The organism is Flavicella sp. IMCC45537, assembly GCF_057197705.1.
Genome location: NZ_CM170067.1, coordinates 2073363 through 2099705 on the forward strand (window position 1 = coordinate 2073363; position 26343 = coordinate 2099705).

The 26343-nt window shown below is 33.4% G+C and carries 16 protein-coding genes and 1 tRNA gene; 6 read left to right on the plus strand and 11 right to left on the minus strand.

What is annotated here, in order from left to right:
• Positions 1 to 4: 4 nt before the first annotated feature.
• The 7 genes from AC2DGP_RS08495 to AC2DGP_RS08525 form a co-directional block, all read right to left on the minus strand.
• Entirely contained in the window at positions 5 to 1354 is a 1350-nt protein-coding gene (locus tag AC2DGP_RS08495; protein ID WP_484489638.1) for a DUF1552 domain-containing protein, read from the minus strand.
• Between the two features lie 16 nt (positions 1355 to 1370).
• The gene (locus AC2DGP_RS08500; RefSeq protein WP_484489639.1) at positions 1371 to 5345 is read right to left on the minus strand and encodes a DUF1592 domain-containing protein; all 3975 of its coding nucleotides are present in this window, start codon (positions 5343 to 5345) and stop codon (positions 1371 to 1373) included.
• Positions 5346 to 5474: 129 nt separating this feature from the next.
• On the minus strand, positions 5475 to 9341 hold the full coding sequence (locus AC2DGP_RS08505) for a hybrid sensor histidine kinase/response regulator transcription factor (protein ID WP_484489640.1): 3867 nt from the start codon (positions 9339 to 9341) through the stop codon (positions 5475 to 5477).
• Between the two features lie 135 nt (positions 9342 to 9476).
• On the minus strand, positions 9477 to 10940 hold the full coding sequence (locus AC2DGP_RS08510; RefSeq protein ID WP_484489641.1) for a sulfatase family protein: 1464 nt from the start codon (positions 10938 to 10940) through the stop codon (positions 9477 to 9479).
• Between the two features lie 134 nt (positions 10941 to 11074).
• Positions 11075 to 15244, minus strand: a complete 4170-nt coding sequence (locus AC2DGP_RS08515) for a hybrid sensor histidine kinase/response regulator transcription factor (RefSeq protein ID WP_484489642.1) — start codon at positions 15242 to 15244, stop codon at positions 11075 to 11077.
• Positions 15245 to 15660: 416 nt separating this feature from the next.
• The gene (locus AC2DGP_RS08520) at positions 15661 to 16419 is read right to left on the minus strand and encodes a phosphatase PAP2 family protein (protein WP_484489643.1); all 759 of its coding nucleotides are present in this window, start codon (positions 16417 to 16419) and stop codon (positions 15661 to 15663) included.
• Between the two features lie 26 nt (positions 16420 to 16445).
• Positions 16446 to 17279 carry a hypothetical protein gene (locus AC2DGP_RS08525; RefSeq protein WP_484489644.1) on the minus strand — a complete coding sequence of 278 codons (834 nt, stop codon included), beginning with the start codon at positions 17277 to 17279 and terminating at the stop codon, positions 16446 to 16448.
• Between the two features lie 166 nt (positions 17280 to 17445).
• On the opposite strand from AC2DGP_RS08525, the gene AC2DGP_RS08530 reads away from it, so the two are divergent.
• Positions 17446 to 18204 carry a hypothetical protein gene (locus tag AC2DGP_RS08530; protein WP_484489645.1) on the plus strand — a complete coding sequence of 253 codons (759 nt, stop codon included), beginning with the start codon at positions 17446 to 17448 and terminating at the stop codon, positions 18202 to 18204.
• A 93-nt stretch (positions 18205 to 18297) separates the two neighbouring features.
• The gene (locus AC2DGP_RS08535; protein ID WP_484489646.1) at positions 18298 to 19209 is read left to right on the plus strand and encodes a cation efflux transmembrane domain-containing protein; all 912 of its coding nucleotides are present in this window, start codon (positions 18298 to 18300) and stop codon (positions 19207 to 19209) included.
• On the opposite strand, the gene AC2DGP_RS08540 is transcribed toward AC2DGP_RS08535, so the two are convergent.
• Together AC2DGP_RS08540 and AC2DGP_RS08545 are read right to left on the minus strand one after the other, a co-directional pair.
• Entirely contained in the window at positions 19198 to 19923 is a 726-nt protein-coding gene (locus tag AC2DGP_RS08540) for a protein phosphatase 2C domain-containing protein (RefSeq protein WP_484489647.1), read from the minus strand. The two genes, AC2DGP_RS08535 and AC2DGP_RS08540, sit on opposite strands and share 12 nt — an antisense overlap.
• 64 nt (positions 19924 to 19987) lie before the next feature.
• Positions 19988 to 20545 carry a sigma-70 family RNA polymerase sigma factor gene (locus AC2DGP_RS08545; protein WP_484489648.1) on the minus strand — a complete coding sequence of 186 codons (558 nt, stop codon included), beginning with the start codon at positions 20543 to 20545 and terminating at the stop codon, positions 19988 to 19990.
• 53 nt (positions 20546 to 20598) lie between these two features.
• On the opposite strand from AC2DGP_RS08545, the gene AC2DGP_RS08550 reads away from it, so the two are divergent.
• The 4 genes from AC2DGP_RS08550 (at position 20599) to AC2DGP_RS08565 (ending at position 25653) form a co-directional block, all read left to right on the plus strand.
• Positions 20599 to 21360 carry a hypothetical protein gene (locus AC2DGP_RS08550; RefSeq protein WP_484489649.1) on the plus strand — a complete coding sequence of 254 codons (762 nt, stop codon included), beginning with the start codon at positions 20599 to 20601 and terminating at the stop codon, positions 21358 to 21360.
• 71 nt (positions 21361 to 21431) lie between these two features.
• Complete coding sequence (locus AC2DGP_RS08555) at positions 21432 to 23768, plus strand: serine/threonine-protein kinase (protein ID WP_484489650.1); 2337 nt, start codon at positions 21432 to 21434, stop codon at positions 23766 to 23768.
• Between the two features lie 68 nt (positions 23769 to 23836).
• Positions 23837 to 24745: a phosphatase domain-containing protein gene (locus tag AC2DGP_RS08560; protein ID WP_484489651.1), complete on the plus strand. Its 909-nt coding sequence runs from the start codon at positions 23837 to 23839 to the stop codon at positions 24743 to 24745.
• A complete protein-coding gene (locus tag AC2DGP_RS08565; protein WP_484489652.1) occupies positions 24742 to 25653 on the plus strand; it encodes a diacylglycerol/lipid kinase family protein in 912 nt (303 codons plus the stop codon). The genes AC2DGP_RS08560 and AC2DGP_RS08565 overlap by 4 nt, the downstream gene beginning before the upstream one ends.
• A gap of 103 nt (positions 25654 to 25756) precedes the next feature.
• On the opposite strand, the gene AC2DGP_RS08570 is transcribed toward AC2DGP_RS08565, so the two are convergent.
• Positions 25757 to 25830: transfer RNA gene (locus tag AC2DGP_RS08570), tRNA-Arg, on the minus strand.
• 8 nt (positions 25831 to 25838) lie between these two features.
• Positions 25839 to 26288, minus strand: coding sequence for a GatB/YqeY domain-containing protein (locus AC2DGP_RS08575; RefSeq protein ID WP_484489653.1), 450 nt, complete (start codon positions 26286 to 26288; stop codon positions 25839 to 25841).
• Between the last annotated feature and the right edge of the window lie 55 nt (positions 26289 to 26343).

The following is a 26343-nucleotide window of genomic DNA, read 5'->3' on the forward strand; positions in this document are numbered from 1 at the left end:
TAATTTAAACAAATATAGATGGTAAGGCACCCGTGCTATCAGAAAATTTTTCCGTTGGAATATCTAATTTATTCAGCATACTTACAAATAAATTAGACATTGGAACTTCTTTTGGATCAAATACCGTATATGCCCCATGGTCTATTCCTAACTTACTACCACCCGCCAACACCAAAGGGCAATTATTAGCATTATGAGTAGAGCTACAAGAACTACCATACAAGATCATCGTATTATCCAACAGAGAACCGTGTTCATCATGAGTATTTTCCATTCTCTCTAAAAAATAAGCCATTTGCTTAGCTAACCATTGATCATATTTTGATTGACGTAATAAGTGCCCTTCCGATTTATCATGTGTCATTCCATGATGTCCAGACAATCCTAGTGCGAGTTTAGGAAAATTATCTCCAAAACCCATTCCATCTTCACGCGCCATCATATTTGTCATCACTCGTGTCATATCCGTCTGGAAACCAATCACCATCAAATCAATAGTGGCTCTTAAATAAGCCTCTGGATCAATGGTTGCATCCACATCTAAATTTAAATGTGCAGCATCAAATTTTTTCAACGGAATATCGAGCCACTTCTCATTTCTGACCACCTGCTCTTCTACTCTATTTAAAGAAGTAAGATATTCATCTAGTTTTTGCTTATCATTTGCTCCTAGTTTTTTTTGTAAATTTTTACTATCCTCTAACACTAGATCTACAATTTTTTTTCCTTGCTGAATACTTTTTCGTCTGTCAGCTGTAGTCGCGCCTCCATTTGGTGCAAAATACCTTTCAAAAATTTCTCTTTGACGATGTTCAGAAGGAATGGCTTTTCCAATTCCATCAAATGATAAAGTAGAAGCTCTAGATTTATATCCAACCCCTCCGTCTGTGGATAAAGTCAATGATGGATACCTAGTATATTTACTTAAATGATGTGCAGCAACTTGATCTACCGATATACTGTTTTTATAATCACTTCCCCTTAAATCTCCACCGGTAAGCCAAGTATCACCTGCCATATGGCCAAGTACAGCTCTACTTTTGGGATGACTTAAGCCTCCTAGTACCGACATTTTATTTTTAAAAGGTTCTAACGGTGATAAGGTTTTTGTTAACTGATAATCCTTTCCTTCTTTGACTGGAAACCAATTCCAATCCTTATAAAGTGGATCTTTTTTATCATAGATACCCACACCATTTGGAATGTACATAAAGCACATTCTTTTTGGTATATCCGGACTGGTAAATTTTGATAATTTTCCCATTCCCATACTTTCTAAATAGGGTAACATACATGCGGCTCCAACCCCTTTGATAAAAGTACGTCGGTCTAAATGCCATGATTTTTTAGCCATAATATCAGTTTATAATTCAATTTAACTCTTGAGAGAACGATTCACTTTTGATAATTTCTTCAATTACCGATTGGAATTTATAATCTTCATTTTTCACCTTAGTTACAATAGCGGCAATCTCCTTTTCATCAGAAAAACCAACATTTCTTCCAATTGCATAGGCAAATAAATGCTCTACCAATGCCTTTGTAAACTGCTCCTTTTTGGAATCTAGAATATAAGACTTAATTCCATCTATTCCTTCTATCTCTGTACCATCAGGTAAAATAGAAGTAGCATCAATTGGCTTTCCTTTAGCCTGTAATTGATATCTACCTACTGCATCGAAATTTTCAAAAGCAACCCCATAAGGATCTATTTTTAAATGACAATCTATGCAGGAAGCCTTATTTCTATGCAACTCTAACTTTTCTTTTAAAGTCAGTTTATCAAAACCAGGGGTATCCGGATCTAATTCAGGTACGTTTGGAGGTGGAGGTGGGGGTGGATCACCAAGAATTTTTTCTTTTAACCAAACTGCTCTTTTTATAGGATGGGCCCCAACTCCATCAGAATGCCCCGTTAAAAAGGCGCCTTGAGACAGCAAGCCTCCTCGATGTTCTTCCGGTTTAACTGTCACGGGTCTAAAATTATCACCTACTACATTTTTTACTCCATAAAACTCAGCCAAATTTTGATTTAACATGGCAAAATCCGAATCAATAAAATTTAAAATACTTTTGTCCTTTTCTAAAACATAATGCATAAAATGATAGGTTTCTTCAGCCATATCTTCTTTCACAAAACGAGTATAATCAGCATACATTCTTTTATTGATATCCATACTTTTTAACCTATCCACTCGCAACCACTCATAAGTAAAGGAGCGTATCATCCTCCATATTTTAGGATTCTCAATCATTCTATCAATTTCATTTGATAAGTTCTCTTGTAACTTTCCTTTCTCTGCCAACGAAATCAAACTTTGATCTGGTGGAGAGTTCCATAAAAAATAAGACATTTTTGATGCCATAAAAAAATCATTGGAAGTTTTGACATCTTTATTTTTTTCCTCTTCTAAAATGTATAAAAAATTAGGAGAACACAGAATAGCAACCATCACCTCCTTTACACTATCTTCATAACGATCATAATCATCTTTGATCTCATTCCAAAAATCTACATAGCGCTTTACTTCACTTTGAGATACCTTTCGTCGATAAGCATTTTGCATAAAACGCTCTAAAACCTCAACCGTGTAAATCTCTTTGATCTCTTTATTTGGAGAGTCGAAAAATATTTTTGTGTGACTTGTTGGCGGCCAAACAGGGAAATAGGGTGCCTCTATTTCAATCGATTTAATTAAAACAGGTGGCCCCGTTTCTCCTTTGTTTTTAACCAAATAATTATTCCACAACCCTACTATTAATATGTTCGAATTTTCATTGGTTTCATTTAAATCGAATACTGGTTTCGGCAAGTTTTCTAATTGCCCATAAAATTCAAATTTCTCAAATTTATTCATGGGAGAAGTAACCTTTCGAGTGGTATCAAAATTAGCATAATCCAATCCATCATCTGTTCTTGAACCCGCAAAAACCCGAATACTAGGATCAATACCTTCATATTTCTTTTCGTTTTTTTCTGCTTCAGCTCTTAATTCTTGTGGTAATGGATTGTCCTTTGCTAAGGGATTAATTAAAATCCTATGCATCCCCACAAAAAACTTACCTCCTACTTTAACCTTATAAGTTCCTTGCTTCAAATAGGCTAAAGTTACTGGTGTTACTATTTTTCCAGACGACTCTTTGCTCGGAGCTAAATGCAACCTTTCTTGAATTTTTGGAAACCTACCCAACGTAATCATAAAAGAAGGCATATTCTCTTCAGCCATATACGGATGCTCTAAATCTAATTGATAGAATCCTTCTTTCTTGATCTTAATTTCACTTTCTGCCTGTGCAAAGGCAGGTAATTTTGGAGAAACCAACATTCCATCTTTCAATGCGACTCTTTTTAAATTTGTAAAATCCGATGCGTTTAAAACCATCGTATTTTTAGTCTCAGGCATCACCTCATTGCTTCGTAAACTTATCAGTCCTTCTGTTTGTGCCAACTGCCTCCCTTTTGAGGCCTCTACTCTAAATGCAAGTCTTCCATACTGAGGAAAATCTTTTTTAATTAATAACTTTAAATTTGGAGAAGGACCTTGCCAAGATCGTGGTGGAACATCTCGATGAGGAATTGCCGAATACAACAACATTCCTTCTTTCAAAACATCAAATCGATCACTCTGAGAACCACGCATATCCAAACCAATATTAGATTTTACAGCATCTAATTCGAATTGTTCTGCTTTTGTCAAACCGACTTTAATCTCTCCCTTAGCATCTAACAGATCTACCTTAAAATCATTGCTACTTATAGGGAATGATTGAAACCCCCCATACATCGCAGCAGGCAAGTTTTTTCCAATACCCTTACCAATGGTAACCTTGTATCTTTTGGGTTTAGGTTTGTTACCGTAAACAATTGCCTTATCTAATGCTTGTCGTGCAATTTTCTGATAATAATCTACATGCAATGGAGAAATCTGTAACACCTCTGCGTTGTTTGAAAAGCCCATTTTTGATTTACCATCATCCGGCAATACCTTACCAAAATCGATCGGAAGATCTAACAATTCATTCAATGTATTGGTATACTGTGCCTTTGTTAATCTACGCATTACATTTTTAGACTTTCCTTTTTTTGCTGTAGTTGCCTTAGCTAATGAATTTGTCATCCAATTCACAATCAAACGTCTTTCTGCTTGAGAAGGTTGTGCTTTCTTTTTAGGGGGCATTTCTCCAGAATTTATTTCATCCAATGCTGCATGCCACTTTTCTCCATCCCCGCCACGAATCATGTCCCAATTCAAGGCATCCAAACGCATGTTTCCCTTTTGGCGTTTTGTTCCATGACAACCATAGCAATATTGATTTAATAGAGGAACAATAGTTTTTCTATAATAGGTCTCTTCTTTAGATAGTTTTTTAGTCGTTTTCGCTGTGGACGCTTTTTTAGTATCTCCGGAATGTGCAATGATTAATTTAGGTTCTGATTCCTTCTTTTCATCAATCTGTGCTGCAAGATTCAATTTGTTTTTTTCCGACAAAGATTTTTGAATCCATCCCAATAAAACTTGTTTCTCTTCTTTTGTCAAAGGCTCTTTTTCCTCCGGAGGCATATTTTCTTCAGAGACTTCAAAAAACACATCATCCCAATGATTACCATCTGCCCCATGAATAATATCCCAATCTAAATTATCTAACCTAAAATCTCCTTTTTGTTTAGATTCATTATGACATTTGTAACAGTTTTTCTCTAAGATCGGTACTACTTTTTCTTTAAAGTAGATGGTGTTTTCTGAAACCACCCTTGACGTATCTATACTCGAAAGTTTTTCAATTTTTTTATACGTAGCATCTTCCACACCCAAAAATTGCTTCAGTTCCTTTGGCATCCCCTTGGTTAAATAAGTAGATCCGTGAGTTAAAGACCCTCCGTAATGCCCAGCGAAGGATAATAAAACAACATTTATCAATAATAATGTTTGATACAACCATGTTTTTGAGGGTGCTTTTTTTACTGTCCATAAACGAATTACCAACAACCAAGTACTTACAAATACTGTAGCAAAGCCCAATGTTTTATGATATTCAAGTAAAGAAGTATTATACCCTCCGGAACTTGCTAACAAGACTCCAGCAATAACAGCAAACAAAGAACTAATCACAGAAAACCACAAGAGAGGTTGACTGGCATTATTTATATTCAGTTTAGGTTGAAAAAAATGAAGAATTTCCAAAAAAAACAATGCGATCAAAGCTCCAATAGGCAGGTGTAAAATCAACGGATGTAAACTTCCAAAAAATGGGATCAATGAATTCTCTTCACTCATCACAGGAATAAAAAAAAGACTTGCTAAAACAGTTGTAACAAAAAGTGCTGTAAAAACAGTGTATCTCATATTTTGGTAATTCTATTGAAAAGTCAATTTCTAAAATTGACAAATATCATATTTGTGAATTCCAAAGTTAGCTAGAGATATAATTTTCTGCGGGGGAATATCTTCCGTAACAAGAGGGAGTATCGTTTTTTAAGCCTTGTTTTTGTGTGCTTTACGATAAGCACTTGGGGTGGTTCCGTATTTTTTCTTAAAAAGTTCTCTAAAATATTTCACATCATTATACCCCAATTTATAGGTTATTTCGCTCAGTGCATAGGAAGTATTTACTATCCAATCTACAGCAATTTTTAGTTTTACTGTAGTAATCAAATCGTTTACTGACTGCCCTGTCAACTGACTTGTTTTTTTATAGAGTGCACTCTTTGACATCCCCATTTCGGAGGTTAATAATTCTATATCTAATTTCTTATCAATGAAATTTTCCTCTATGACATGCATCAGTTTTTGGACAAATAACATATTTGGAGATGCTACCTCCTCTAACTGAGGTGTCAGATGGTTACTTATTTCAAACCAATCTTTTGTTTTTTCTATCGTAGCTATTTGATTTCTTGTTTTTAACAGAAGCGTCTCCACCTGCAAAGGCTTCTTTAAATAATCATTTACACCTTTTTCCAAAACATCCACCTCACTATCCCCTGCAGCCGTTATCATAATAATTGGAATGTGAGAAACTCTAATATCAGATTTCACTTTTTCTGTCAGCTCCAAACCGGTCATTTCAGGCATAGATAGATCCGTAATAATCACATCAGGCATTTTATTCAAACAAATCTCAAAAGCTCGTTTACCATTTGTTGCCGTATAAATTTTATAAAATTTAGAAAGCTCATATGTTATATAGTTTCTGAGTTCACTATCGTCCTCTACTAATAATACCGACTGAGAGAATTCTTCATTGCCAACAGCACTTGCAACTTCTTGAAATGGACTTTTCGCTACAACCTCTTCTTTGGGTAATTCTAAGATCACCTTGGTTCCAATATTAGGCTCGCTCTCTATGGTAACCCTACCTTCATGGGCTTCAATATATTCCTTCACAATAGACAAACCTATTCCTTGACCACTAGCTCTAGCATCTGACTGAAAAAATCTAGAAAAAATATCACCTAGTTTTTCCTTTTTGATCCCTTTACCCGTATCCTCAATCTCTAAAAAAGCAGAAAACTCGTCTTTCCTAGCCAATACTCTCAATACAACACGTCCTCCGTCCGAGGTGTTTTTGAAGGAATTGGATAATAAATTAAATACAACTCTCTCAACTTTTTCTTTATCGATAAAAAGTTCAATTTCATTAACATCACTTTCAATTGTCAATTGAATATTCTTTTTCTTTGCTTGATATTGGTAAGTAGTTAAAATATCATTTAAGAATTCTACCATTTTTATTTTTTGAATATTCAATACCATCTGGCCACTTTGAATGGTACTAAAACTCAACACTTGATTCATCAATTTCACCAACCTATTGGTATTTCTAGAGGCTGTTTCTAATAAAAACGTACGTTCGTCTTCGGGCAAATCTCTTTTCAATAATTTCTGTAGTGGCTCACTTACCATTGTTAATGGGGTTTTTAAATCATGAGAAACATTTGTAAAAAACCTAATTTTCTCTTTATCAGTTTCCCTTATCTTTTTTTCTAATTCCAGCTGCAATAGAAATTCTTTTTTGCCTGTAATTTGTCTAACAGAAAAACGAATATAGCTATATACAGCAGTCACAAATAAAAAGGCACACAAAGCAACAAACCACCATGTCATCCAAAATGGAGGATAGATATGAATTGGAATGATCACTTTTTCTTCTGACCATTTACCATCTTCATTAGCACATTGCATCACTAACTCTTGACTTCCGTAGGACAAGTCATTTAGAGTGATGGTATTATTGGAAGCAAAATCTAAGGTCCACCCCTCCTTTGAACCACTTAGCTTATACCTATATTTTATGGCTCTAGGTGCTACGTAATTCGGAATTCTGATAGATATTTCAATATTATTTTTGGTGTATCCCAAATTTTTCAAATCCATTTGTGAATACCCATCTTTTCCGTTTACGGCAATAGATTCTGTATGAATTTGATATTTATTCTTACTAGAAAACAAGTCACTCGGATTAAAAGAAATCATTCCGTTTTGTACACCAAAATGTAATTTTCCATCCGAAGTTTTTACTGCCGCACGTTCAATAAATTTATTAGAATGAAATCCCTGCTCCTTATAATAATTGGTAAATGATTCCTTTTTAACGTCAAATTTATTCAATCCGTACCTAGTACCTACCCAAATAACACTATCATTTTGAGCGACTAAACTAGTGGTAAAGTTATCGGAGAGACCATGTTCTTCAGTATAATTTTTCTCGATAAAAAACTCTTTAGCATCCGTATCATACGTCAATTTAGAAATTCCTTCTGACGTGGCCGCCCAAGTAACTCCGCCTTCATTGATGATCATCTGTAATGATTTTATTGATACATTTTTAGAATCATTAACCGGTTTTATAGATATGATTTCATGCTGCTCATTCAGTCTGACATGAAGAATTCCTTTATTAAACCCTCCCACTAACAAACTATGGGTTTCTTTATTATAATAGATACAGTTGATATCATTCCACGGTATGACTGTTTCATATAGAGGAAGTTCACCGGAAATATCAACTCTATGCATTCCTCTATTATTTGAAGTCCAAAAAATATTTTCAGAAGAATTTACCGCATAAACTATGGGACGTAAAAAACGTTCTTCAATTGATTTATTTAAAACCACCTCACTACCATTTACTTTTGAATCAAACATATTCAAAAGTCGGGCGGTCGAAACTGAAGTACTTTTATGGGATAATGTATGAATTGATGTGATTTTTAATTCTTCTAAAAAACGCTGAACCTTTTGATTCTCTTGAGAAAACACAAACAAACCTGCATGCAAGGTCCCAACCCATAAATTTTTATTATCATCTTCATAAAGCGCGCTCACGGTTCTTTTAGAGACCCATTTACTCTGATAAGAGTTTTTAAAATTATTTTTCGCAAAATCTAATTTGAGCAAATCATTATAGGTATCTAACCAAATATCACCATTATTATCTATAAAAATTTCTTCATTGGAATCTGAAAACTCATGCAAATCTACCGATAACAATTCGGCCCGATGTTCTTTATCCTGCGTATTGATAAAATACATTCTACTTGGTGTTAATAGCCATATACCATTTCGATGTGCATCAAAAGTAATCCAACGAATTGCCCTTTGAAATTGCTCAATTGCAATCCATTTTTTCTCGTCTACATCATATTTAAACAATCCTTCACCACTACTAATCCAAATATTTTCATTTGCATCTACACAGATACTCGTTGCTGCAATCGGAGTTGTAATGGTTTCTTGCAATTCCACACCATTTTTGGTCTCAACAACTATAACTGATCTACTACTATCAAACCATACTTTACTCCCACGACTGTGTCCTAAACGTGTTCCTGATTTAGAACCTGAATTTATCGGATATGATTTTAAAACATCCCTAAAAGGCCTATCAATTATAACATATTCCACTGTTCGGCCACGCCCCACAAACAAATAGCGTCCATTAAGGGTCATACTATTTGCATAAATTCCATCATGGAAACGTACGCTTGTAACTTTTTTAGACTTCAGATCATAGTAATACAAATTATTATCATGCGTCATCAACCATATGCGACCATAAGCATCTATTTCTAGCTTTTTTAACCTACGTAATGGCAAAGTGTTTTTTTCATCTAAAAAGGCATGCTGTTCATACACATAGCCATCAAACCTATACAATCCCTCATTTGAGGCAATCCAGATAAATCCTTTTTTGTCTTGTTTAATTCTTGTAATTTCTGTGGTAGGTAATTCCGTAGAGTTATAAAGAGAATTCACCTGAATCTGGGCGAAAGAAACATCCACAAAAAACAACACTACCATTAGTAGCCAGCTTTTCATAATTCTTTTCCCTAATTTCATAAACAGATTTCGTTTTAAATGATCTAATAAAAAAACCTGAATCAATAATGTAACAATATTGATTCAGGTTTGAAATTTAAGTATTATTAATGATATTATTCACATCATAAAGTAACAGATATGTTTCGATTGATACTACAAATCTACTCCTGTTCCTTGCAAAAAATCATCATGTCCCCACATAATCAACCAAGGATCTTTAGTTTCTAACTGAAAAGCTCTTAATTTTTCTTGTAATCTTTCCAAGGTCGCTTTGTGTTTTTTATCAGAAGCCAAGTTTCTCAATTCATTAGGATCCGCCTCTAAATCAAACAATTCAAATTCAGGTCTAAACAAATAGTCTTTCACTTTTTTCTCTCCAAACATTTCTCCATGCTCGCGATAAATTCCTTGCCAAGTAGAAGCCGCCCATAAATCTGAGGCAAATGGATAATCTAAACGCCATGCTATATTCCAAATAAGTTTATAATTATTATCTCTGACTACTCTCATTGGGTAATACATGGTAATTTCATGAAAATTATGCGAGGCATAAACCTCATTCCAACCTTTCGGTTTTTCATTCTCTAGTACTTTATTAAAAGAACGTCCATGAAATTTATTTTTACCTGCATCTACGTTCGCCATTTCTAAAATAGTAGGGGTTAAATCTGCCCAAGAAATCATAGCATCATTGGTAATTCCCTTTTTAGAACTTGTAGGATCTTTTACGATACACGGTAATTTGATTCCAGGTTCATATACAGTAGTTTTAGCTCCAGGAAAAGCCATTCCATTATCTGAAATATAAAAAACGATCGTATTATCTGCTTTTCCAGATTCTTTTAACATCTTCATCAACTTACCAAATCCTTGATCGATTCTTGATACACTCTGATAATACTGTGCTATTTCTTCCCTACTTTGCTGTGTATCTGGCAAGAAACTTGGAACCAGTACATCTTTTGGATTATACACAACTGTTTCTACCCCCTTATATCCTTCGGTTTTATTTCCAAAAGTATTTGGATCACTCCATACTTTAGGCTGAAAAGGTGCACCTCTATGAGGATCATCGGTACAGAAATATAAGAAAAATGGTTTTTCCGAATTCAACACTCCTCCACATTGCTCTGCCATTTCTACCGTATTTCTTGGATCTGCATTTAATACCGTATTAAAATGATATACTTTTTCTGGAGCCACATGATATTTACCTATTCTTGCAGTTTCATACCCATCTTCAGCTAATAAAACAGGTAATGATTTTACATGATCGTACGTACTAAAATGATGATAGTCATGTACATGTCCATAAGACCCTGTTGCATGTCCGAATTGCCCCGTTAGGATTACTGACCTACTCGCTGCGCAACTTGCACTGGTACAATAAGCATTATTAAAACGAACCCCTTCGCTTGCCAATTTATCTAAGTTTGGAGTTTTTATTACAGGATTTCCATAACAGCCCAAAGCATCTGTTCCATGATCATCAGCTACAAACAGAATAATATTTGGTTGCCCTTTTTTTGAGGTTTTTACAGGTTCTTTTTTTTCATTACAACTATGCAGTCCAAACATCAATACGGTGGCACAACTTAGCAAAAGAAGATTTCTCATTTTTTTCATTATCATTTTTATTAGTTTGATTTGGAGTACCTCAAACCGGTACACTTAGCAAAACAAACGCTTTTTAGAAAAATTCTTGTTTTCATAAATTTATAAAATGTCTGTTTCCGTCCATTCAAACAAATCTATGCGTCATTATTTTTTCCTTCTTCTTCAAACTTCTTCTTCATTTCTGCTGCATACTTTCCAGGAGTAATTTCAAATTTTTCTTTAAAAAGTTTCGCAAAATGAGTTCTACTTTTAAAACCTGTCATTACATACACTTCATTGACTGATAATTTTTTCTGAATCAAAAACTCACCTGCCTTCTTTAGTCGATACTCCTTTAATAACTCAAAAGGTGTTTGATTTGTCAAAGCTTTTACTTTTTGATAAAAGTGTGTTCTATTCAAATACAACTCTTTAGCAAACAAATTCAAATCTAACTCTTGATTGTCGAGATTTTCAGCCATCAAATTATATAACTTTTCTAAAAAAGCGTTATCATTTCGGTTATTACTATTATTTTCCTTCGTCAAAGGAATTCCTATCTCAAAACGCTCTCTTAGACTTTTGCGATTTTGTAACAAGCTTTCCGTTCTTGTAAGCAAATGCTCCATATTAAAAGGTTTTTTAATATAGGCATCTGCTCCATCTCTAATCCCCTGAATACGATCATCACCTGTTGTACAAGCTGTCAATAATATTAATGGAATATGACTTGTTTTAACATCAGATTTCACATTTTTACACAAATCCAAACCATTCATTTCTGGCATTAAAAGATCCGTAATAATGATATCCGGCCACTCCGTATCCAAGGCATCGAATAACTCTTGACCGTTACTGAATATTTTAACTTTAAAAAACTTGGATAAATTCTCTGAAACGAACATTCTCATTTCTAGATTATCTTCAGCATAAAAAATCACAGCCTCTGAAAATTCTCTATCTAATTTTATATTAGAAATATTTTCATTGTTGATCAACTGTACACTAGACTCATGTTCTTTTTCTGCCGTTAGTATTACTTCTTCTCTTTTTACCTCATCTTCTGATGGTAATGCTTTTACTATTGGTAATTGAACATTAATAGTGGTTCCTTCTCCAAAAACACTCTCCGCTCCAATATAACCATAATGCATCTCAACTAGACGCTTAGAAAATGCCAATCCAATACCAGAACCTCCCGTATAAAAACTATGCTTTTTCTGAGATTGATAGAAACGTTCAAAAATATGCCCTAAATCTTCTTCATCAATTCCCTTTCCGGTATCAACAACGGAAATTATTAGGTCTTTATCTTCTACCTTATAAACAACTGAAATTGTATCCTCTGCTTTGGTATATTTAAAAGCATTATTTAATAAATTATTAAAAACTTTCTCCAATTTATTGCGATCTGCAGAAACGTAAATATGCTTACCTTCATTTTCGGATACTAATTTTTTCTTTTCTATTTTGGCCTTAAATGCAAAATCACTTATCAACTCTTCAATGAATGTATTGAAAGAAAAATGCGTATAGTTCATTTTTAATTGATTGGCATCAGCTCTCTGGAAGTCGTGAACCTGATCTACCAGTTGCAACATTTTTTTAGACTGTCTTTCAATAATGCCTAATTTTTCTTTAATGTCAACATTATTTTTAAACTGACTTAAAAGCAAATCTACAGGTCCAGAAATTAGAGTCAAAGGAGTTTTAATTTCATGAGAAATATTCGAAAAAAATCTAAGTTTTGCAGCATTAACCTCTTTCACTGCATCCACTTCTAATTGTTCTATCTCTACTTTATGATTCAGCGATTGGATTTTTAATACAATCTTTACGATTGCAAACACGGCCAGGGATAATAACAAGAAATAAACCACAAAAGCTATGGGCGTTTTCCAATAAGGAGGAGAGATAACTATTTCCAACTCTTTTGGTTTAGACCAAGTACCCATGGAGTTTGAAGCCATTACTGACAGCTTATATTCCCCCGGTTGCACACCGCTGTACTGCACAATTCTTTGATCAGAAGGCACAACAATCCACTCTTCATTTATTGGAGAGAGCTTATACTTCAACTGATAATTGTTTGGTATTGAATAATGTAATGAATTTAGCTCAACAGAAAATACATTTTCATCGAAATTCAAATTCACTTGTTTTACTTTATCCAAACTTTTCTCTAACAGCACCCTATTACCAATAGAATCACCTGGTGCTATCACTTTATTGAATAATTTAAACTTCCCAAATTCTAATTTTGGCAACTGTTCGTTTCTTGGCAACTCTGAAGGATTGAAATAACAGATTCCACTCAAACCTGAAAAGACAAATCTATCTTTTTGTAGGCGAACTGCAGAGTAGGTAAAATCTTCAAATGGCAAACCATTTTCTTTTCTGTAATTTGTAAACCTATTGTCCTTAGTATTGAATTTGTTTAGCCCAATATTGGTAGAAATCCATAAATTATACTCCTCATCATAAATGATACTCTTCACAACATTATTTGTCAGACCATCTTTTTCTGTAAACGGCAAAAATTCTGGATTACTATCACTATGAATCACTTTACATATTCCTCCTCCTTCAGTACCAATCCACATTTCATCATTCGGCAATCTTATGATTGAGGTTACAAAATTGCTAGAAATCGAATGTGCTTTTGATTTATCAACCTTGTATTGTGTAACGATCGCATTTTCTAACGACTTACCGCCTGACATCTCTAAACGATACAAGCCACCTGAATCAGAACCCACCCAAATGAAATCATATTTTGGATCTTGATAAATTTTTCTCACCAAGGTGATATTATTATCTATAAAAAATGGGTTTTTATTAATTTCTTCAACAGATTCAACTTCACCGCTTTCTGATAAATTAAATTTGTAAACATTATTTGCACATCCTGCCCAAATATTTTTCTCCTTGTCTTCAGTTATGTATACTGGCTTAAATGATCTAGTAAATTCATACCCGGGAACACTAATTTTTTGAAGTTTGTGAGTTCCGTATTTCACGAACATAAACCCGAGTCCACCCGTGAATTTAATCCACAAATTTTTTCTTGAATCCACAAAAATATTTCCCACTCGTAACTTAGACTTATCTTTATAATCAAAGGTCAACGGTTCAAATGTATGCGTATCTGTATTAAACAAACCAACGCCTCCTTTATTTGCGCTTGCATAGAAACGAATAGAATCAAATGCCGACATATGCAATACTTCCGTGGTAAACAACCCATGTTTATAGTTCATCTCTGCGTTGAACTTTTTAAAAGAATTTTCTTTTAAATCAAATCGATACACCCCTTTATTAAAAGTTGCCACCCAGCATCCAAAATTCTCTGAAGCATAGGTATCACTCACACGGATCAATCCATTTTTAGTACTAAATTTTGTGATTTTTACTTTGCCACCGTCAATAAGTGTATTTACGTTCTCTACATGGATAACACCATCACTGGTTGTACCAACCCATAAATTTTGGAGTTTATCCACAGAGATAGTAACAATATCTTTTTCTTTCAGCAAACGTTTTTTTATTTTGAAAGAAACTGTTCCGTTGATAACTTTATAACTCATTACCCGCAAACCATCTCCATTTGCAGCGACAATGATGCTATCATTAACTACATTGTGTACCAAACTATTATTGATTTCATTTGGCTCAACTTTCTTAAAGGCCCCTGTTTCTATATTCAACAATACCAAGCCGATATTTGACGAAAACAAATAATTGGCTTTATCAAACTCGCTACCTCCGTAAAACTCAATATGCCGACTAGAAAACTCTCTTAGAGGAACATATCTATTATATAGGCTGTAATCTTTATTAAACACTAAAACACCATTTCCCTCTGTAGCACAAATAATAAAATTTTTATCTTCGCTAAAAAACATCTTTCGTACAATCGGTCCATTTACACCATTCTTCTCAAATTTATTCGCATAAATGACTCTAAATTTTTCTGTTGCATAATCAAACAGACTAATTCCCTGATCTGTACCAATCCATATATTCCCATTGAAATCTTCACTAACACAACGAACACGATTGCTTACTAGATATTCTTTCTCTATGGTATTTTTAAATATTTCAAATTCATATCCGTTATAGCGATTCACACCATCATAAGTACCAAACCACATATAACCTTTAGAATCTTCTAAAATAGAAGTAACACCATTATGCGCTAACCCGTCAGAAATGGTTAAATTCTGAGAATATTCAAGCGTAGATTTTTGGGAATACCCAATGAAAACAATGAACAAAAGTATTATTGGAAGAACACCTTTAAAAACGATGGAATTTGATTTCATAAAAACTTGCGTCTTGGTTAACTAAGTTAAATGCTATAAGCTACAATATTAAAAATAAAAAATGATTCTATATTGTAATTGATTTGTCATCCCCATTTCTAGATATCAAAATCGACATAATTTATTAATTTTATTTTTAAGCTCATAGCTTAGAAACAAAAACCAAACCAAATTTGTAATTTACTATAGATCAATATTATCTTATATTTTGAATAAAATGAGCGTTTTAAGGAGATTACAAGTTAGAAAACCTTAATCAGTTGTGTTTCTATTCAAATAAATGCTATAACAATGTTTCTGACTTATTTTTAATTTCTAATCCCATCAAAAACCTACAATTTCGAGGATCGTATAATTTCTCAACTATCTAAAGAATAACACTACTTCACAAGAAATTAAAACCTAAAAATGATACTTTAAAAGGCATAACTAAAATAAACACCATAAGAATCAGCGTTAAATTGTGGAACCAAAGTAACTCCCTCTGTTTTTAAAAAAGGATTGAATGTTTTAAAAGGTTCAAAGTAATACACCAATTCTGTCACAAAAATACCTAAACCAGCTCCAAACAACACATCAGAAACCCAATGTTTGTTGTTCACAACTCTAAAAGCTCCGGTGGTAGCCGCAAAAGCATATCCGCTATATGCGAATATAGGCGCCGTATGTTGAAATTCCTTGCTCAGTACGGCAGCATTGGTAAATGCAAAACTAGTATGTCCCGATGGAAATGAATGTTCAGAACCTTCTGGCCTAGTTTTAGAAGTTGTCCTTTTTAAGACATGAGTTATTACAGAAGTTACCCCATTGGCAATGAATAAATTTTTTGATTGATCAAACCAATGATTTTTTGCCTCTACTCCTAATACATCTGCTGCATACATCTGTAGTACTGGTATGTAAGGAAGAAAATCATCAATACTATTGTAATAATCATTACCAACTGTATTTCTAATATTTTCTTGCCATTTTTTTTCTACTTCACTGTTATTTAACAACAAACCAAACCCCATCAAACTTACAGGAATTATAGAACTTTTTAGCAAAGCCTTTTTGGATTTTATTTTTTTATCGATTGAATTTGAAGCTATTGAATCCTTTTTTTGGGCACACACTCCTGTGACCATCAAGACACAGAGTAAAAAACTATTTTTAATTCTTATATTTCTCTTCATAGCGTTACCAAAGTAACTAAAATTTTCTATGTGCGTAGTGAATTTATTTCTTTTAATAACGCTTCAATTTCTTTTTCTAATTCTTTTTCTGAACGTAAACTAGAATCCAACACCAGCAACCTTTTGTATTCCTCAGAAATTTTATCTAAATCTCCTTCTTCAGTTGCTATCAAGGCTTTTACCCAGACTGCAGATAATTTATAACGTTTATTTTCGCTCAACTCACCCACTGTTGCCAAAGCCTCCGCTTTTCTAAAATTTTTATTTAATAAGGCTTCAATTGCCGCAACATTCTCCTTACCATAAGTTTCTTCAAATATTTCCCTGTCAGTTTTTTCTTGTTTTTTAACTTGCGTTCTTTGATCTAAATCTTTCAACATTTCGGTTTGCACCTCTATAGATTTCTGATTATTCTCCATGCTGTTGGTATCTCCAATATAAGATGTTAACAATCCCGCCGAAGTCAACTGTCTATCTCCTGATATGACACCAATTAAGGTTAATAATCCACCTGCTGCTCGAGTAGTCTCAATGCCTAACCGCTTAGACCGGAGTTGCTCTAACTTTAAAGCATAGAGATTTTCATCTCCCGTAAATTTAACATTCACATGTTTGTATTTTTCTTTACTGATTTTTTTAATCGCCCGTTCATATGCTTCAAAATTTGCAGTAGCAACTTCAACTATTGCCGTGTATACTATTTTTTCTCCAGTATCCAATCGGACATCTCCAGAACCAAATGTTCCATAGTTGTACGTTACTTCAATTTTTGTACTATCATTTTTTGTGATTTGTACATCTTGAGCATTTAATGATAAACCTATTAAAAGTGCCAATATAATTGTGAATCCTGTTTTCATATTATAAAATTTTAATTAGTGACTTCTATTAACAACAGCGATACTTAGTATTAAAAACCCTATTATTATTTAAAAAAAATAAAATATTAGGGTTTTTAATCAATTTGTGCGCTTCTATGTATGAAGGCATCTTATAAGCCACATTAAACCATAAAATATGACAATCATGAAAAAAATTATTTATCTAACAACTATGTTAATCGCTAGTATCTCTTTTGCTCAAACCAATGAAACCCCAGAAGAAAAAATAGACGCCTCTAAACCAACAAATTTCTACACCCTATTAGACAACACTTTTGAGGTTACCGCTTCAGAAAACCAAAATGTAACGGGTTACCGAGGAAAATTTATGTTTGCTCCATCTGAAGCACATTTAGTACTCGCTGAAGTACCGATTCTGTTTAATGATAGAACAAACAAAGCCGGTTTTGGAGATCTAAGGGCACGTTATTTTTATTTACCTTATAAAAACTACGACAAATTTGTAGGTGCCTTCGGACCTTCTGTAGATGTATTCGCTCCAACAGGAAGTTTTGAAGATGGTATTGGCTCTGGTAGGCTTATAGTATCTCCAGGACTTACGGTAGGACTCATGGCTTCAGAAACCATTCAATTCTTTCCTATTCTTTCTTATCAGTATTCTAGCAAGCCAACCTATAGTAACCCTTTACCAGAGGCTGATATTGCTTTACATGGGATGTCTTTTCAAGTAATTACTCCGATTGTATTTTCTAAAAAATTCTTTACGCAAATTACACCAATCTATAAAATGAATGATTTGAACAACGAAAGAAAAGATCGATTTGAACAAGAAGTATTTGCTTCCTACTCACTTACACCAAAACTACAGTTAACAGGATACTATAACGGAAAATTTCAAGACAAAACACATACAGTGAGTGTTGGATTGACGATGTTCCTGTAAAACATATTCAAAAAAATAGAATAACTCATTTGTAAATTCAAATGAGTTATTCTTATTTAAAACAAGTATTTTTACATCTTAAGAATTACACAAATGGATATTCAGAAAACAGAAAATAAAACATTATGGGTTACCGTTGTAGCCAATATAATTTTTGCTTTAGCAGGATGGATAACCTATAAGTATACAGGTTCACAAGCGATGTTACTAGATGGTAACTTTTCTTTCGCGTTGGGTTTTGCTACTTTAATTGCAATTTTTATTTCTAAAAACAAACATAAAAAAACGGCAACTTTTCCATTTGGTCAATATGTGTACGAAGCAGCTTTTGTATTATCTAAAGGTTTGTTGATCTTAGGAATTATTGTAATGGCTTTTTCTCAAAATTTAATGAAAGTAATCAATTACTTTCAAGGACATAGAGCAAGCCCTATTGTGATGATTCCTATCTACTATTATGTGATTTTTATCCTAATCACCACTTTTTCGTTGCTCTACTATTTCAAAACACAGAACAAAAAAATCAACAACAGAAGTAGTTTGTTATTGGTAGAAGCCGAAAGTGCGAGGATTGATGGTCTTTTGACGATTGTAACTGGTTTTGTTTTTTTCTTAATCTCCTTTATTTCCAAGGAATCTTCTATCAATTTTCTAATATATATTGGGGACTCATTGATCGTACTTACAATGTGTCTATTCATGATTAGCAGCCCAATTGGAATTATTAAAAATTCATTTATCGAGCTTAGTGGTGGTACCATTCAAAATAAGGAAGAAAAAAACGAAATTGAGACGTGTATAAAAAACAATATGCCTGAAAAAATTGACTACGAAACCTTTATTTCAAAAGTAGGTTCAGGCTACTTAGTAGTAATTTACCTAAAGTCAAAATCCAAAAATATAAACGTTGAGGAAATTGAAAGAATGCACAAAATCATACTCGAGCAACTAATCTCAACCTTTAAAGCTGTTAAATTAGAAATTGGTCTTAAACTAGAGTATTAATCGAATAATTGCAATATCATCAAAAGCAATAAAACCTTTTTCAGTTAGTTTTGTAAACTGATTTTCAAAATAGTCTTTTATCTCTTTTGCTGGTTTTTCTTTTAAAAACAAATCGGCCACGTCCAACTTTTGTTTTGCATGTATTAATTTCCCCAAACCATCTGTAGCAATCGCGACATCAGTTACCTCTGTAAATAACGTAGATTCTATATCATTTTTATAAACTTCTTCAAATTGCTCTGTCAAATGATAGCCTAAAAAATTGGGTATGTTATTTTGGTCTATTTCGGTAATTTTTCCATTTACAGAAAAAATCCCATCACCACTCACATGAATAGAAGCTTGTTTTGTTTTTTTATTATAGATTAACAAAACCAGGGTAGACAAAAGTTCTTCCATCTGTAAAAAAAATAATTTTTTAGCTTTTTTTACATCTTCAAACAACTGACTTAAAATATATTCTCCTATTTCATTGGCTCCCATATTTTCAAGATCAAATTCTTCAAGAATTTCTTTCATCTGAGGCAATACCCTACATGTTTTAAACAAAGACTTTGCAAACAAATTTGAAGTAAAATGACTCTCTTTGGCGGTGGAACAACCATCCATCACAGCGCAGACAATTATATCATCATTTAGCTGATGACTAAATAAAAAATCTTCATTAAAATTGGCGTGATGCAGACCACGCTTCAAAAGAGACAATAACTCCATTCTATTTTTAATATTGGGTTCTAATTAATACAGCGTAAAAAAACTACAGAAACCCTAATTGCGGTTAAATATCACTTTGCATAAATTTCTTTAACCAGGCTTTGGCTACTTTCCAGTCAATTTCAATGGTTTTAATAGACACCCCCAATTCATCTGCAATTTCTTGCATTTTCATCCCACCAAAAAACTTCAATTCCACCACTTTCGCCTGTCTTTCGTGTACATTTTCTAAATGCTCCAGAGCCTCATCAATTGCCAATACGTTCCCTTCTTTTTCCGGCGTAAAGGCAATGCCTTCATCTAAATCAATTCGTTGTGCACCCGCTCCCCTTTTATTAGCATTTTTTTTACGAGCATGGTCCACCAAAATTCTACGAATGGCCTGAGCGCCTACTGCAAAAAAATGAGAACGCCCTTTCCAATCAATATGGTCTTGATCTACCAAACTCATATAAGCCTCGTTCACTAATAAAGTAGGTTGTAGGGTATGTCCTTTTTTTTCCCGAGCATATAATTTTTCTGCTATCAAATGAAGGTTATCATAGACCAATGGATACAATCGTGCATCTCTATTTTCAAAAGAACTATCGTTTAATATTTTAGTTACATTATTTTTATCCATATTTTAGTACAACTTATTAATTTAACCCTATGCAATTTATTAAATAATTTTAAATGACCTATCTACTAATCACTTTATTGATTCATCTATTTGGGGCCTCATCAGATGAAATTTTCATGGCTCCGCAAGTAATGGAACAAATAAAAAAACATGTTGAGGACAAAGACCGAAAAGACAAAGTGGTTGCTTGGATGAAAGAAGGAAAAAAAGAAATCAAAGCAAATCAAAAGATACATACTAGAAATTTAAAATTATTAAAAAAAGCTTTGAGTGATGATGATGTAACTTCAGAAGAGGTAAAAACTATTTTTAGAAATGATTTGAATTCTTCTGACGAATTATTTTCAAAATTAATTTCCTTGAGGTTAAAAATACAAGATGAGTTGCTTCAAAATGAATGGGATGAGATATTAAAACCTGCCATATACCCTTCTGAAAAAAGGGATAAAAAAAATAAAAAATCGGTTCAAAAAGAAAAAGTAGCATTTGAAGAACTTTTGCAAAAAACAAAAGTAAAGGTGGATGAAATTATAATTTCTTCCGAAAAAAAAGAAATTATAAAGCAGGCTTTTCACGTGTTCATTCAAGAAATAAAAGATCACTTTGAACACAATCAAAATTACAACTACAAGAACAACGCAATTTTAAGAGATAAAAATGCTACAAAAGAAATGTTAGAAAAAGTAAGTGCAGCAAAAAATCAGGTTCGCATGGACGTAAATACCTCTTTTCAGAATTTTTTCACAATTGCCAAAGAAAATACAACCGATGAAGAATGGGAGGAAATACGAAAAGCGATCCAAAAAATGATATAACAAGGTCCACTTGTTTTTTTTAATGCTATTCATTTTCACTAAGTTTGTTTTAAACATCCATAACCACCACAATGCAGGATAATTTACACGAAAAAGCAACTGAAATAATTGGAAAAGCAATAGAACTTGAGCCTTCCAAAGCTCGAATTTTTATTGAAAAAACATGTGGGGAAAACGTCGATTTAAAAAAGGTTGTTTTTGAACTCTATGAAAACATCTTAGAAGACGACAAACAACAAACATCAAAAAAGGAGGAAGAAATAGTTTCTAACAGAGGTTTTTCAAAATCAAGAATCGGAGTGCATCAAAAAAACACGACCACTCTGATCAACAACCTCAGCAATGCAATTTTTGGCAATAAAATTGGTCGCTTTGCAAGCCTCATTCTATTTCTGCTTATCATTTTTATTGGTGCATTCACCATAAGACATCAATACCGCATGCGCCTTATGGAAATAGAACGCCAAGAGCAAATGGCTATGTTAAAAATCCATGCCAAATCCTTAGAACAATGGATAAATATCAATGAAGAGTTGATTAGTGAAGTCGCAGCCGACCCTAAACTAATTGAAATCACCTCCAAATTAGATCAAATTGTGTTAAAAGACCCGACTTACGAAAGCATAAAAGATCCTATTTCTTCTGAAAAAACGTACCAAATTGTAAACGAAATTCGAAAAAAATACAATTTAGAATCTTTGAGTATCCTAAACAAAAGAGACCCAAGATTCATGTCTATCACTGGTGAAAAATTAAAAGATTTCAATGCTGTAGCTCCCGACGTTCATCTAGGTAACAAAGGATACGATTATTTCACAAGTTTTCAAGAAAAAAAAGATTTCTTGTTTATTCCACCAACGCATGACACAGAACGTTTCAAAAGAATGCCTTCAGAACTAACACCTTCTACTCTCTGTACTTTTGTACAACCTGTATGGAAAGATGGTAATTTTATTGGATTAATAGCTTTTGACTCTAATGTAAATGGCGAGTTTTCTTCAATTTTAAATCTCTCTCATCACAATGAAACAGCGGAAACTTACGCATTTAACACTGATGGAAGAATGCTCTCTAGGAGTAGATTTGAAGAAGATCTTCAGAAGACTTTTCTGTTAGACAACGACGCTACAAAAGAATCAAGCTTTAACATCGTTTTATTAAACCCTGAAGCTAATATCTATGAACTAGAACAACAAAAAGTTCCACAGATTGATCAAACGTATACCAAAATTGTTTCTCAAGCTTTATACCACATCAATAAAAAAGATGAAGTTTTCACAGGTTCTATTTCTCAACCTTATAATGATTACAGAGGAATAAAAGTAATAGGAGCATGGTTATGGTTTCCAGAATATAATTTTGGGTTGATCAATGAAATTGATGAAAGCGAAGCTCATTTAGCATTGCGTTATTTTGATGGTGCCTTTTATTTATTCTTAGCTTTTTTACTTGGGTTAACCATCCTCTTATACAAAAGTAACGTTCGATTGGCTTCATTTGGAAAAAAAATAAAAGACTTTCAAAAACTAGGACAATACCATTTGCAACAAAAATTAGGAGAAGGAGGGTTTGGAGAAGTTTACAAAGCTGAGCATACTTTTTTAAAAACACCCGTAGCGATAAAACTCCTAAAAAAAGAATTTATTGGTACCGATATGCTAGACCGGTTCCAAAAAGAGGTCAAAGTAACCGCTTCGCTATCAAACCCAAATACTGTACGTGTATTTGACTATGGAACTTCGCAAGAAGGGCAGTTTTATTATGTTATGGAATACCTGAACGGTGTAACCTTGGATAAAATTGTAGAGCAAGCCTCTGAAATGCCTGTGGGTAGAGTCATTCATATTTTATTACAAATAAGCTATTCATTATCAGAAGCACATCAAAAAGGATTGGTTCATAGAGATGTAAAGCCAATGAATATAATGATCTGTAATCAAGGTGGACTCTATGACACGATCAAATTATTAGATTTTGGTTTGGTAAAGAATATTGACACTTCTCAAACACAACAAACTCAAATAAACAGAATCGGTGGAACTCCAATGTTTATGGCACCAGAAAGATTGAGAGATCCATACAATGCAAATCATAAAGTTGATATTTATGCTATTGGAGCCGTTGGACTTTACATGCTTAGTGGTCAGTTTTTACTTGAATTAATTTCTCAAAAAATGTTATCCGGTCAAACTACCTTAGAAGGCAATTTAAGAGAACAGCTCATCGAGAGAAAAGATGTTCCGCAAGAATTAAAAAACCTTTTGGAAACGTGTATTTCTTTTTCTGCTGATAAAAGACCCGAGACCACTGAAATTTTAATTGAAAATTTAGAAAAACTAAAAGAACAATACCCTTGGTCTAGAAAACAAGCAAAAGATTGGTGGAAAAAATACGATGTGTATTCGTAGATATATTTTAACCGCTATCTAATGAACCGCAATTAAATAAGAAACACTAAATTGTAGAAAAAAATGTTATGCCTAAAATCTGGCAACTTTCTATTATAGAATTTTCTAAAGAAACAATTATTTCTGGGACGATACTTCACTCAGAAAAAAAACAAAGAAATGCATCCAAAGCGATAGAAAATGCAAAATATATTATAGCTACCTATCGAAAAAAGACCTTTTCAAAAAAACAAATACAAATAATTTGTGGAGCCACTGAACTGATCGCAACCACAGATAAATCGGGATACTTTTCTATTACCACCACAAAAAGACTGACAACTCATCCCACAATACTCGATTGTGATTCCAAAAAAGAAATACCTTACCATCAAAAATACCCTAGCATTTTTCATGATACTAGTGGTAAACTTTCCATTATTTCAGACATTGATGAGACCATATTACACTCCTATACAAAGTCGGCCCCAAAAAGAATTTACACCACCTTGTTCAAACCACCTCATAAAAGAGGTGTTATAGACTTTACAAAAAATTTATTTTTAGCCTATCAAGATGCTCAACCGAGATTCTATTATGTTTCTAAAAGTGAAAGCAATCTATTTAAAATAATCACCGAATTTCTAACAACTAACAAACTCCCTAAGGGAATCCTTTTTCTTACTCCTTACCTAAATTTCAAAAAGCTTATTACCAATCAAAAGGAAGTTGATTTTAAAAAAAATACTATTGAAAAAATAATTCAACTATCCCCAAAAAAAGAATTTATTTTAGTGGGCGATGATTCGCAAAACGATGTTCACATTTATACTGAAATAGCGAAAAAATTCACAAATCAAATTTCCTATATTTTTATTCGTCAAACTAAAAAATCGCTAAATTCAACGAAAGTAAAAAACTGGAAATATTTACAAAACACAGGTGTAAAAGTGCACTATTTTAAGAAAAACGAATCCTTTAACCCAAACGTATTATGAAACTATTATTCGTTGTAAATCCAATTTCAGGTGACATCGACAAAGAACCCTTTTTAAACCAAGCCATGGAGCTTTGTTCTCTATACGGAATTGACTTTCGGATATTTAAAACTACGGGAAAACAAGACAAACAGAATTTGAATACAATCCTATCTGAATTCTTACCTGATAAGGTGGCCTCTGTAGGTGGTGACGGAACAACTTTATTTACTGCCATCGCTCTTTTAAACACGAATATTCCCATGGGAATCATTCCTCTCGGATCTGCCAACGGAATGGCAACAGAACTTTATGTCAATCCAGATCCAATACAGGCTTTAAAAGATTTATTATTATCTCAAATGATACATGGGTTAGACCTTTTACAGGTTAATGATACCCATTACAGCATGCATATTGGTGATATCGGGTTGAATGCAAATATTGTAAACTCCTACGAAAAGGACCCAAACCGAGGAATGATGACCTATGCAAAATATTTTCTTGAAGAATTGCAACAACTTGAAAATTTTGACATTCAAGTAACAACACCCAATGAAAAAATAAACGCATCTGTATTTATGGCTGCTATCTGCAATTCAAGAAAGTATGGAACTGGAGTTCCTTTGAATTTAATCGGAAACCCAATGGACGGTAAATTTGAGATTGTTTTGATGGAACAGTTAGATTTGACTTCATTGATAAAAGCAGGATTATCTGCTTTCAACGAAAAATTTTACACAAATCAACAAAGTATAACGCTGGTTACTGAAAAAGCTACACTCAACTTTAAAGAACCTCGTCTATTACAACTAGATGGTGAAGTGATCGGAAAGTTTAAAACCATTGACATCGAACTTATCAAAGGAGCTGTTCAACTTATAACTAACAAAGCAAATAGGAATATTCAAAATCAACATACTTTATAGGCCATAATATATAACAGAATAAATGGTAATTTTAAAATTGCTCCCATTCGTAAATAATATCAAAAAAAAATCCTCACAAATAATATTGCAAGGATTTTTTAAGTGACCGCGATAGGATTCAAACCTACAACCCTCAGAGCCGAAATCTGATGCGCTATTCAGTTGCGCCACGCGGCCTTAATTATTTATGACAAAGACTCTTTTACAACCACAGATATTGTTTTTCCATCTGCTTTCCCTGCCAATTGTTTTGAAGCCAAGCCCATCACTTTCCCCATATCTTTCATGCTAGCAGCACCTGTTTGAGAAATAATTGCTTTGATTGCTTCCTTAATTTCATCTTCACTCATTTGTTCTGGCAAAAACTGAGCTATAACCTCAGCTTGAGCTAATTCCGGAGCAGCCAAATCTTCTCTACCTTGCTCAGTAAACAAAGTTGCACTATCCTTACGTTGCTTCACTAACTTCTGAACTAATTTTAATTCTTGATCCTGAGTTAACTCTTCTTTAGCTCCACTTTCTGTTTGTGCTAATAAAATTGCCGATTTAACAGCTCTCAATGACTCTAAAGCAACCGTATCTTTTGATTTCATTGCCTCCTTTAACTTGACCATCAATTCTTTTTGTAAACTCATTTTATATCTCTTTAAATATTCTATTCAAACCGTTTCTTAACTCGGACGTAAATAT

Excerpts from the sequence above, each read along its gene's own strand:
- AC2DGP_RS08495 (WP_484489638.1), bottom strand. The coding sequence starts at position 1,354 with ATGGCTAAAAAATCATGGCATTTAGACCGACGTACTTTTATCAAAGGG.
- AC2DGP_RS08500 (WP_484489639.1), bottom strand. The coding sequence starts at position 5,345 with ATGAGATACACTGTTTTTACAGCACTTTTTGTTACAACTGTTTTAGCA.
- AC2DGP_RS08505 (WP_484489640.1), bottom strand. The coding sequence starts at position 9,341 with ATGAAATTAGGGAAAAGAATTATGAAAAGCTGGCTACTAATGGTAGTG.
- AC2DGP_RS08510 (WP_484489641.1), bottom strand. The coding sequence starts at position 10,940 with ATGAGAAATCTTCTTTTGCTAAGTTGTGCCACCGTATTGATGTTTGGA.
- AC2DGP_RS08515 (WP_484489642.1), bottom strand. The coding sequence starts at position 15,244 with ATGAAATCAAATTCCATCGTTTTTAAAGGTGTTCTTCCAATAATACTT.
- AC2DGP_RS08520 (WP_484489643.1), bottom strand. The coding sequence starts at position 16,419 with ATGAAGAGAAATATAAGAATTAAAAATAGTTTTTTACTCTGTGTCTTG.
- AC2DGP_RS08525 (WP_484489644.1), bottom strand. The coding sequence starts at position 17,279 with ATGAAAACAGGATTCACAATTATATTGGCACTTTTAATAGGTTTATCA.
- AC2DGP_RS08530 (WP_484489645.1), top strand. The coding sequence starts at position 17,446 with ATGAAAAAAATTATTTATCTAACAACTATGTTAATCGCTAGTATCTCT.
- AC2DGP_RS08535 (WP_484489646.1), top strand. The coding sequence starts at position 18,298 with ATGGATATTCAGAAAACAGAAAATAAAACATTATGGGTTACCGTTGTA.
- AC2DGP_RS08540 (WP_484489647.1), bottom strand. The coding sequence starts at position 19,923 with ATGGAGTTATTGTCTCTTTTGAAGCGTGGTCTGCATCACGCCAATTTT.
- AC2DGP_RS08545 (WP_484489648.1), bottom strand. The coding sequence starts at position 20,545 with ATGGATAAAAATAATGTAACTAAAATATTAAACGATAGTTCTTTTGAA.
- AC2DGP_RS08550 (WP_484489649.1), top strand. The coding sequence starts at position 20,599 with ATGACCTATCTACTAATCACTTTATTGATTCATCTATTTGGGGCCTCA.
- AC2DGP_RS08555 (WP_484489650.1), top strand. The coding sequence starts at position 21,432 with ATGCAGGATAATTTACACGAAAAAGCAACTGAAATAATTGGAAAAGCA.
- AC2DGP_RS08560 (WP_484489651.1), top strand. The coding sequence starts at position 23,837 with ATGCCTAAAATCTGGCAACTTTCTATTATAGAATTTTCTAAAGAAACA.
- AC2DGP_RS08565 (WP_484489652.1), top strand. The coding sequence starts at position 24,742 with ATGAAACTATTATTCGTTGTAAATCCAATTTCAGGTGACATCGACAAA.
- AC2DGP_RS08575 (WP_484489653.1), bottom strand. The coding sequence starts at position 26,288 with ATGAGTTTACAAAAAGAATTGATGGTCAAGTTAAAGGAGGCAATGAAA.